Annotated in this window: 11 protein-coding genes; 5 read left to right on the top strand and 6 right to left on the bottom strand. The window is 72.4% G+C overall.

What is annotated here, in order from left to right:
• The 3 genes from D474_RS0110205 to D474_RS0110195 all read right to left on the bottom strand — a co-directional run.
• Positions 1-322, bottom strand: a 322-nt coding sequence (locus tag D474_RS0110205; protein WP_026118352.1) for an aminopeptidase P N-terminal domain-containing protein, incomplete at its 3' end; no start/stop codon positions are given.
• 165 nt (positions 323-487) lie between these two features.
• Positions 488-1,021, bottom strand: a complete 534-nt coding sequence (locus tag D474_RS0110200; RefSeq protein WP_017613481.1) for a GNAT family N-acetyltransferase — start codon at positions 1,019-1,021, stop codon at positions 488-490.
• A 130-nt stretch (positions 1,022-1,151) separates the two neighbouring features.
• Positions 1,152-1,409, bottom strand: coding sequence for a DUF3099 domain-containing protein (locus D474_RS0110195; RefSeq protein WP_017613480.1), 258 nt, complete (start codon positions 1,407-1,409; stop codon positions 1,152-1,154).
• Positions 1,410-1,694: 285 nt separating this feature from the next.
• Between D474_RS0110195 and D474_RS0110190 the strand changes: the two genes are divergently transcribed.
• Positions 1,695-2,792 (top strand): pyridoxal-phosphate-dependent aminotransferase family protein, encoded by a 1,098-nt coding sequence (locus D474_RS0110190; protein WP_017613479.1) that lies wholly within the window; start codon positions 1,695-1,697, stop codon positions 2,790-2,792.
• 83 nt (positions 2,793-2,875) lie between these two features.
• Here D474_RS0110190 and D474_RS0110185 read toward each other — a convergent pair whose 3' ends face one another.
• Positions 2,876-3,808: an oxygenase MpaB family protein gene (locus tag D474_RS0110185; protein ID WP_017613478.1), complete on the bottom strand. Its 933-nt coding sequence runs from the start codon at positions 3,806-3,808 to the stop codon at positions 2,876-2,878.
• 231 nt (positions 3,809-4,039) lie between these two features.
• Here D474_RS0110185 and D474_RS0110180 point away from each other — a divergent pair, with 231 nt between their 5' ends.
• Complete coding sequence (locus D474_RS0110180; protein ID WP_017613477.1) at positions 4,040-4,750, top strand: nuclear transport factor 2 family protein; 711 nt, start codon at positions 4,040-4,042, stop codon at positions 4,748-4,750.
• A 33-nt stretch (positions 4,751-4,783) separates the two neighbouring features.
• On the opposite strand, the gene D474_RS0110175 is transcribed toward D474_RS0110180, so the two are convergent.
• Positions 4,784-5,473: a response regulator gene (locus D474_RS0110175; RefSeq protein WP_017613476.1), complete on the bottom strand. Its 690-nt coding sequence runs from the start codon at positions 5,471-5,473 to the stop codon at positions 4,784-4,786.
• A complete protein-coding gene (locus D474_RS0110170) occupies positions 5,440-6,837 on the bottom strand; it encodes a sensor histidine kinase (RefSeq protein WP_017613475.1) in 1,398 nt (465 codons plus the stop codon). Before D474_RS0110170 ends, D474_RS0110175 begins: the two co-directional genes overlap by 34 nt.
• A gap of 151 nt (positions 6,838-6,988) precedes the next feature.
• On the opposite strand from D474_RS0110170, the gene purB reads away from it, so the two are divergent.
• From purB to D474_RS0110155, 3 genes are all read left to right on the top strand, one after another.
• Positions 6,989-8,419: an adenylosuccinate lyase gene (gene purB / locus D474_RS0110165; RefSeq protein ID WP_017613474.1), complete on the top strand. Its 1,431-nt coding sequence runs from the start codon at positions 6,989-6,991 to the stop codon at positions 8,417-8,419.
• 180 nt (positions 8,420-8,599) lie between these two features.
• Entirely contained in the window at positions 8,600-8,860 is a 261-nt protein-coding gene (locus tag D474_RS0110160) for a hypothetical protein (protein ID WP_017613473.1), read from the top strand.
• A 57-nt stretch (positions 8,861-8,917) separates the two neighbouring features.
• The gene (locus tag D474_RS0110155; protein ID WP_017613472.1) at positions 8,918-9,211 is read left to right on the top strand and encodes a SelT/SelW/SelH family protein; all 294 of its coding nucleotides are present in this window, start codon (positions 8,918-8,920) and stop codon (positions 9,209-9,211) included.
• Positions 9,212-9,268 lie beyond the last annotated feature (57 nt).

The following is a 9,268-nucleotide window of genomic DNA, read 5'->3' as shown; positions in this document are numbered from 1 at the left end:
ACCCGCCGTCGGCGGTGTCACCGGTGAGGTAGGCGTAATCGGTGGCCGCACGGAAGGGGTACTCGGTGTCGTTGGAGCGGGTGACGAGCTGTCCGGCAGGAACGACCAGGCGTTCCCCGGGGAAGGCGGCACCGAGGGCGGCGCGGCGGCGTGCGGTGTGGGGAGCCTGCTCGATCGGCTCCAGGTCGCGCAGTTCGGTGTCGGCCCACCCGGTGCTCATCCACGCGGCCAGCTCGTCGGAGACCGACTGGGACTGGCCGTTCTTGCGGGGGGTGAACACGAAGGCGTCGGCTCGGTCTCCGGGGCGCTGCTGGTCGCTCACGTGGGCTCTCTCCTCGTGGGGTGCGGGCTCGTGCGGGGCGGTGCCTCTGGTGGCGGCCGCGTCCCCATCGTAGGCCCCGGGCCGCCGCAGGCGCCGTGCACGGGACATACCACCGGCCATAACACCGCCCCGGTCCGCTCTGATGCCCGCTCCCCGCGGAAGGGCTCAGAGCTCGGTGGCGAAAGGGATGGCCTTGGGGTAAGGCAGGACGTCGACGGCGGCGGGGTCGAGCCGACGGTATCCGAGGCGTTCGTAGAGCCCGACGGCCTCGGGCTGCGAGGGTCCGGTGAACAGGACCACGTGTGTGTAGCCCAGGTCGCGGGCGGCCTGTTCGAGTGCGTCCATGACGGCGCGCGCCAGCCCCTTGCGGCGGTGGCGGTCGGAGGTCCAGATGCGCTTGAACTCGGCGGTCCCCGGCTCCTGCGAACGGTCGGCGCGGTAGGGGCGCACGGCGCCGCCGGCCACGATCTCGCCGTCGAGTTCGACCAGGACCATGCGCCCGTCAGGGGCGACGAACTCGGTGACGGGGTAGCGGGAGAGCTCGTGGGCGGCGCCGTCGGCCCCGTAGCGCTGGGTGTACTCCTCCAGCAGCCCGGCCAGGAGCCCGTCCACGCGCGGGTCGTCGTGTTCGACGGTGAGGACGCGCGGTGCCGGCTCGGGTGCGGCGGTGCCGGGCCGACCGGTTTCGGTGTAGGTCACCTCGTCGTTGCTCCCTCGCTCGTCGGGGACACCGCCCCCGGTGCCCGCGTGGTCCGCCGGGAATCCTATGCGCGGCCGCTGCGGTGCGCCACGGGCGGACGGGGTCGTACCCCTCACACGTACGGCGGAGTCAGCGCGGTGCAGGGCCGTCGGGGTGGTCCTCGTCGCTGGGTTCGGCGTTGGGGCCGTAGACGGCGTCGCGATCCCGGGGGTCGTCGGGGTCGGCGAGGTTTCCCAGGGTCATCGCCACGGGCGGGAGCACGGAGGCGACCACGCACATGGCCACCGCCCAGCCGGTGCCGAAGAGGAAGTACACGGGCGCCGAGGCAGCGAAGAGCAGGACGCACGCGCCCATGACGAGGCTGTACTGGCGGACCCGGCGTTTCATGCGCACCTCCCGGTTCGCAGCGGTGCTCGGGTGCACCCTTCACGCTATCCGCAGTGCTCGGCCCGGTCAGCGGTCGAGGGCCGGGGATACGGGGGGCCTCGTTCTCGGCCGCCCGTCCGGACGCAGACCGTCACGACAGCATCGGCAGGACGAGCTACGGGCGGCCGGTTCCCGGCTCCGACCGGCCGGGATCTTCCCCGGGGCGGGAGCGGTCGGCGCCACCGGCCAGTGCCCGATGGCGCCCCCTGACACCAAACCTCGGGAAGACTTGTCTAAGGTGTGCCCATGTCAGTCACCGAACGCACCCTGTTGGGGCCGGGGCCCAGCAACCCCTACCCGGAGGCGACTCTGGGCTCGACGTCACCCCTGCTCGGCCACCTGGACCCCCAGTTCATCGCCCTGCTGGAACGCGTCTGCGGACGCCTGCGTTCCCTGTGGGGCACCGAGAACCCGCTCACCCTCCCGCTCTCCGGCACCGGTTCCCTCGGTATGGAGACGGCCTTCGCCAACACCGTGCGCAAGGGTGACACGGTGGTCGTCGCGGTCAACGGACTGTTCGGCGAGCGCATGTGCGAGGTCGCCGGGCGCTACGGCGCCGAAGTGGTCCGCGTGGACCACGAGTGGGGCCGGCCCGTGGACGTCCAGCGGGTCCTGGACGCCCACCCCTCCCCCAAGCTGGTGGCCGCCGTGCACGCCGAGACCTCCACCGGCGCGGTCAGCGACATCGGCGCTCTGGGGCGGGCACTGCGCGAGCGCTCCGACGACACCCTGCTGATCGCCGACTGCGTCACCTCCCTGGGCGGCACGCCCATGGAGCTGGACGAGTGGCAGGTGGACATCGCCTACTCCGGCACCCAGAAGTGCCTGGGTGTGCCGCCGGGACTGGCGCCCTTCACCTTCACCGAGCGTGCTTGGGAACGGCGCGTGCAGGCCCCGCCCGTGTGGTACATCGACCTCGGGCTGCTGGGGGCCTACGTACGCGGCGGCCCGGGCGGGCGCGCCTACCACCACACCGCACCGACCTCGATGGTCGCCTCCCTGGACTCGGCTCTGGCGCGCATCGAAGAGGAGGGCGCGGACGAGGTGGCGGCCCGGCACGAGGCGGCCGGCGCCCGGCTGCGCGAGGGGCTGCAGGAAATGGGTCTGGAGCTGTTCGCCGCCGAGGGGCACCGGCTGCCGCAGCTGACCTCGGTGCGTGTCCCCGAGGGTGTGGACTCGGGCAAGGTCCGCGACCAGCTGCTGCGGGACTACGGTCTGGAGATCGGTGCCGGGGTCGGCCCCTACTCCGCTTCGGTGTGGCGGATCGGCCTCATGGGCCACAACGCCCGCCTGGACCGGGCCGAGCTGGTTCTGGGCGCACTGCGCCGCGTCCTGGGGCGGTAGCGCGCCCTTCGGTTCGCACTGAGTGACGGGCCCGCGCCGGACTGCTCGGCGCGGGCCCGACCTGTGCCTGGCGGCCGCCCCGGTCAGGCTCCGGAGGGCCACCCGGACCCGGGTCCGGGCGCCGGGGCGCGGAAGACCGTGCGGCCGCGCAGGGCACGGAACCCGTTCTCCACCTCGTAGCCGGCCTCCAGCAGACGCTTCTTGGCCTCGTCCGCGCTGCGCAACGTGGCCTCGTCGAAGATCCGGTTGTAGAAGCGCTCGGGGACGCGGTTGAGCCCCCCGCGCAGCAGACGCAGGCCCTCGGTGGTGGCGGCGGCCGCACCGGGCAGCTCGGGCAGGGTCCCGTAGGCGTGGCGGGCCCAGGCGGGCAGCGTGTAGTAACTCAACGCACCGATCGGGAACCACAGGGGCTGGAGCGGGGCGAGGGCGGCCAGGTGGTCGGGCACGTCGGGCCAGAGCAGGAACCGCACGGCCCGTGCGGCCTCCGGTGTCACACGCAACTGTGGGCGCGCCCCGGCCAGGTAGCGCCGCAGTGACGCGGTGTCGCGGGGGACGTCGTCCCGGAGCAGACCCACGTGTTCGGCGGTGCGGGACTGCTCGTCGATGTAGCGGTCGCGCTCGGCGGGGGTGAGTCGCAGCCCAGCGCGCACGGTGGTCTCCAGGTAGGAGGAGACCTCGGCGCAGTGCACCCACACGAGCAGGTCGTGCTGGTCGACGCGGTGGATGCGCCCGGTGTCGGGGTCGGTGAAGGTCAGTGCGCTGTGCACCCGGCGAACGCGCTCACCGAGTTCACGGGCTTCGTCGGGGCTGCCGTAGGTGGTGACGGCGACGAAGTGGGCGGTGCGCAGGAGCCGTCCGGTGGGATCGTCGCGGAAGTCGGAGCGCTGCCACACTCCCCGCATCGCCAGCGGGTGCAGGGCCTGGAGCATCAGGGCCCGCACCCCCGCCACCCACATCGAACGGTCGAGGTGGACCTTCCAGGTGACGCTCTCGGGTGCGGCGGCGGTGGGCTCCATCCTGACTCCTCCGGGGTTGCGCGGGGGTGTCGCACCGCGCGGCAGGGCACCTACCACGATACGTTCCGGCCCCGTCCCGTACCCCGCGCCGGCACCCCGGCGCACGTGCACCTCCACCTGGGGCCGACCAAGTCATGGCCCGATCTTGATCGAATCGAACCCTGGGGCGGTAGGACGCTGGTCAGTGGGCCCCTCCGCCGGGGTGAGGGCCCTGCGCGAAAGGAGACCGGGATGGCTTCCCCCAGCAGCACACGTTTCGACCTCGACACGTTCAAGCGGGCCCTCGAAGAGGGTGACTCCGAGGTCCTCACCCGTCTGTTCACCGAAGACGCCGAGATGGAGATGATCGACCGACGAACCCCGCCCAGCATGCCCACTGTCGTGCACGGCAGGGAGTCCATCGAGGACCTGCTGCGTCAGGTCTACGAGATCGACATGACGCACGAGATCCTGCAGTGCGTCGTCCAGGGCGACCACGCTGCCTACACCGAGCGGTGCGTCTACCCGGACGGCAACGCGGTCATGAGCATGACGATGCTGGACCTGGCCGAGGGACGCATCGCCCATCAGTCGACCGTCCAGGCCTGGGACGAGGAGCCTTCGCCCGTGCCGGCCTCGGACGACTTCTCCGCGCCCACTCGTGTGGAGGAGTTCGCACGCGGCCGGGCCGAGTTCGCCCGGGTCGGCGGCCGCGACGTGGTCCGCCTGACCCTGCAGCCGGGCTGGCAGTGGTCGGTGCACATCGGACCGGCCCAAGGGTCGGCCCTGTGCCGGATGCGCCACGGCGGCTACATGATCAGCGGGCGGCTGCGCTGCCGGATGGCCGACGGAACCGAGCAGGAATTCTGTGAGGGCGAGGTCGTCTCCATCCCGCCGGAGCACGACGCGTGGGTCATGGGCGATGAACCCGTGGTCTTCCTCGACTGGCAGATGTGCGACTGACCGGGCGGACGCGGCCGCTACCGGGTCTGTGCGTCAGTCGGCCGAAGCCCTCAGGTAGGCCAGCACCGCCTGCACCCGGCGGTGGATGTTGTCGTCGGGCGGCAGGTCGAGCTTGGCGAGGATGTTGCCGACATGCTTGCCGACGGCGGCGTCGCTGACCACGAGCCTGCGGGCGATGGCGCCGTTGGAGTGCCCCTCGGCCATGAGCGCCAGGACCTCGCGTTCGCGTTCGGTCAGGCGCTCGAGCGGGTCGGAGCTGCGGCGCAGGAGTTGGCGCACGACCTCGGGGTCGACGAAGGTTCCGCCCTCCACGACCCGGCGCAGCACCGACGCGAACTCGCGCACGTCGCCGACGCGCTGCTTGAGCAGGTAACCCACCCCGGCCCCGTCGCCGGAGTCGAGCAGGTCGGAGGCGTAACTGAGCTCCACGTACTGGCTCAGGGCCACGACCGCGAGCCCGGGGTGGGAACGGCGCAGCTCCGCGGCGGCGCGCAGGCCCTCGTCGGTGTGGTCGGGCGGCATGCGGATGTCGGTGACCACCAGCGCCGGGCGGTGTTCGGCCACGGCCTCGGTGAGGGTGCGGGCGTCCCCGACGGCGGCGGCGACGGGGAAACCGAAGCGTTCCAGGAGTGCCACGAGCCCCTCCCGCAACAGCACACCGTCCTCGGCGAGCACGGTCGGGACCGCGGTCACGGCGTCTGTGGGGTCGGGTCGGTCTGGCACGGAAGCTCCACTCGTACTCGGGTCGGGCCGCCCGGAGGGCTGGACAGCTCCATTGTGCCGCCCATGACGGCGACCCGGTCGGACATGCCGGTGAGCCCGCTGCCCCTGCGGGCGTCGGCGCCGCCGGGGCCGTCGTCGCTCACCTCCAGGGTCAGGCGTTGGCGGGGCCGGAGGCCGTCGACACGGGCGTGCACGGTCACGTTGCGGGCCTCGGTGTGTTTGTGGGCGTTGGTGAGGGCCTCGGCGGCCACGAAGTAGGCGGTGGCCTCCACGTGCGCGGGCAGACGGTGGGGCAGATCGGCGTCCACGGTCACGGGCGATGGGTTGTGGTCGGCCAGTTCACCCAGGGCGGCGGGCAGGCCGCGGTCGACGAGCACGCGCGGGTGGATGCCGCGCACGAGTTCGCGCAGGTCGTCGATGAGTTCACCGGTGCGGGCATGGGCAGCGGCCACCCGCCGGTCGGCCCCGCTGTCCTCCTGCAGGTCGAGTCGGGCCAGGCCGAGGTCCATCTGGATGGCGACGAGTTTCTGCTGCGCACCGTCGTGCAGGTCGCGTTCGATGCGGCGGCGCTCGTACTCGAAGGCGCCCACGAGGCGGGCGCGGGAGTCGGTGACCTCGCTGAGTTCGGCGCGGAGCTCCTCGGGGGGTGGGCCGGTGACCAGGGCGCGGGTGATGAGGCCGTGCACCCCGGCCAGCAGGGCGTTGGCGTAGAGGGCGATGACGAGCAGGACCGGTGCGGCCAGCGCGTAGGGCAACGCCTCCTGCGGCGTGGTGAGCGTGACCGGCCCGAGCGCGACGGCCTCGCCCGGTGTGGTGAGCAGCAGCGGGGAGGCGACCAGGATCAGGGCCAGGGGGATGAGGCTGCCCAGGACGAAGGCGGTCAGTCCGAGCACGACCGGGGACAGGGCGACGTGGGCGACCTCGCGCCAGGTGGCGGCCTCGGTGTAGCGCACGCGCAGCCACGCCCCGGGGCCGGGTTCGGTGACGGGCCGGTGCCCGCTCGGGGGCACGTCGTCGTCGATGAGGCCGAGGCGCCAGCGGTCGACGGTGCCCAGGACCAGGCCCACGAGCGGGCCGAAGAGCGCTCCGAGGGCCAGGCCGACCAGGACCAGGGCGACGCCGGCCCCGCCGAAGAAGGTGTCGGGGGTGGAGAGCACGAGCCCCAGCGACAGCACCCAGGGCGTGTAGAGGGGCGCGGCGACCGAGACGAGCACACCGAGCACGACCATGCTGCCCGCGGTGAAGGCCGCGGCGCGCCAGGGCCAGGCGGTCAGCAGGAACCGGGGGCGGAGCATGGCGCGCAGGACCGTGTCCGGGGCGTCGGGGTGGCCGCGCGGGGCGCCGGTGTCGGTGTGTTCGTTCATGCGTTCCACGCTAGAGAGCGGGGGCGGCGCCGGGAATCGGTCGCGCCACCGTCCTTCGGTAGGGCCTGCCCCACCCGCGGCGGCGGGTCCTGCCGGTGGGGGTGCGACCTGCGCGTCCGCGGGTGGCCCGGGCCCGCTAGGATGGCCCGACGTGAGTGCGAAACCGCTGATCCCCGATGTCCTGGCCGCCCGGTACGCGTCCCCGGAGCTGACCCGGCTGTGGTCCCCCGAATACAAGGTGGTCGCCGAACGGCGGCTGTGGCTGGCCGTGCTGCGGTCCCAGAAGCGTCTGGGCGTGGACGTGCCCGACGGTGTGGTCGAGGACTACGAAAAGGTCCTGGAACAGGTCGACCTGGCCTCGATCGCCGAGCGCGAGCGCGTCACGCGCCACGACGTCAAGGCGCGCATCGAGGAGTTCAACGCCCTGGCCGGCCACGAGCACGTCCACAAGGGCATGACCTCGCGCGACCTGACCGAGAACGTCGAGCAGCTCCAGGTGCGCGACAGTCTGCTGCTGGCCCGGGACCGCACGGTGGCGCTGTTGGCGCGGCTGGGCCGGCTGTCCGCGGAGTACGGCGAGACGGTGATGGCGGGGCGTTCACACAACGTCGCGGCGCAGGCCACCACGCTCGGCAAGCGGTTCGCGTCGATCGCGGACGAGGTCCTGGTGGCCTACGGCCGCCTGGACGAGCTCATCGCCCGGTACCCGCTTCGCGGTATCAAGGGCCCGGTGGGCACTGCGCAGGACATGCTGGACCTGCTCGGCGGCGACCGCGAGGCACTGGCCGCCCTTGAGCGGGAGGTCGCCGGGCACCTGGGGTTCGCGCACCGGTTCACCAGCGTGGGCCAGGTCTACCCGCGGTCATTGGACTTCGAGGCGGTCACGGCGCTGGTGCAGCTCGCGGGCGGGCCGTCGTCCCTGGCCAAGACGATCCGGTTGATGGCCGGGCAGGAGCTGGTGACCGAGGGCTTCGTCGAGGGCCAGGTGGGCTCGTCGGCGATGCCGCACAAGATGAACACCCGTTCGTGCGAGCGGGTCAACGGTCTGACGGTGATCCTGCGCGGGTACGCGTCGATGGCCGGTGAGCTGGCCGGCGACCAGTGGAACGAGGGCGACGTGTCGTGCTCGGTGGTGCGCCGGGTCGCGCTGCCGGACGCCTTCTTCGCCTTCGACGGGCTGGTCGAGACGATGCTGACGGTGCTGGACGAGTTCGGGGCCTTCCCCGCTGTGGTCTCGGCGGAGCTGGACCGTTACCTGCCGTTCCTGGCCACGACGAAGATGCTGATGGCGGCGGTGCGTGCTGGTATGGGCCGCGAGAGCGCGCACGAGGTCATCAAGGAGCACGCGGTGGGTTCGGCGCTGGCGATGCGCCAGGAGGGTGCCGGCAACCAGCTGCTGGACCGTCTGGCCGCGGACGAGCGTTTCCCGCTGGACCGCGGGGCGCTCGACGCGCTGCTGTCCGACCGTCTGACGTTCACGGGTGCGGCCGCCGACCAGGTCGCCTCGGTGGTCGAGCGGGTCGAGGAGGTCGTGGCCGCCCACCCGGAGGCAGCCTCCTACAGCCCGGGAGCGATCCTCTGATCGGATTCTTCCTGTGGTGCGGGCCCCGTTCTGTCCCAGGACGGGGCCCGCCGCGTTCCCGGGCTGGCTGCCTCCCCACCCAGGGGTATGACGTACTTCACTGTCGCGAACAGTGGGTTTGAAAGTTAACACCTATTACGGTTGAAGGCGAAGGTGCGAACCCGATCCCCGGAGCCCCTCATGACCGACCCCACGTCCATCGGCACCGCGCTCACCGTGCTGGCGGTCATCGCCGCGCTGGCCGTCGCCTTCGGCCTGGCAATCGTCTCCGACATGGCCATGCGCCGTCGCGAGGACCGCGCCGCCGCGACCGCGAGCGAGCCCGAACCGGTCGCAGAGACGGCCGAGCTCCCCCAGGACCTGCGCGGGACCGAGGAACTGGTCGCCCACGCCCCCACCGGCGCCGTGGCGGCAAACGGGCGCGAGCCCAGCCACCCCTGAGCTCCGTCTCCGGGTCCCGCTTCGGCAGTTCCGCACGCCGACCGGCATACTGGGGCCGTGTCACGAGAACCCCACAGCCCCAGGCTGGAGATCGAGTACTGCACGCGCTGCCGCTGGCTGCCCCGCGCCACATGGATGGCCCAGGAGCTGCTGACCACCTTCGAGGGCGAACTCGGCGAGGTGGCGCTGGTCCCGAGCACAGGCGGCGTCTTCGAGGTGCGCGTGGACGGTGACGTGGTGTGGTCGCGCAAGAGCGACGCCGCCTTCACCGACGCCTCCGACATCAAGCGCCTGGTCCGCGACCGCATCGCTCCCGACCGCCCACTGGGCCACTCCGACAAGCCCTCCTGACCAGGGACTGAGGGGCCGGCCGCGATTCTGCGCAGCCCGGCCCCGACCCGGCCCCCG

Source organism: Nocardiopsis salina YIM 90010 (genome assembly GCF_000341025.1).
Taxonomy (GTDB): domain Bacteria; phylum Actinomycetota; class Actinomycetes; order Streptosporangiales; family Streptosporangiaceae; genus Nocardiopsis; species Nocardiopsis salina.
The sequence above is the reverse complement of the archived record's forward strand: the minus strand, read 5'-3'. Positions and strand labels throughout refer to the sequence as shown.

Bases quoted from the DNA above. Each gene is read 5' to 3' on its own strand.
- D474_RS0110180 (WP_017613477.1), top strand. From the start codon at position 4,040: ATGGCTTCCCCCAGCAGCACACGTTTCGACCTCGACACGTTCAAGCGG.
- D474_RS0110160 (WP_017613473.1), top strand. From the start codon at position 8,600: ATGACCGACCCCACGTCCATCGGCACCGCGCTCACCGTGCTGGCGGTC.
- D474_RS0110190 (WP_017613479.1), top strand. From the start codon at position 1,695: ATGTCAGTCACCGAACGCACCCTGTTGGGGCCGGGGCCCAGCAACCCC.
- D474_RS0110170 (WP_017613475.1), bottom strand. From the start codon at position 6,837: ATGAACGAACACACCGACACCGGCGCCCCGCGCGGCCACCCCGACGCC.
- D474_RS0110185 (WP_017613478.1), bottom strand. From the start codon at position 3,808: ATGGAGCCCACCGCCGCCGCACCCGAGAGCGTCACCTGGAAGGTCCAC.
- D474_RS0110195 (WP_017613480.1), bottom strand. From the start codon at position 1,409: ATGAAACGCCGGGTCCGCCAGTACAGCCTCGTCATGGGCGCGTGCGTC.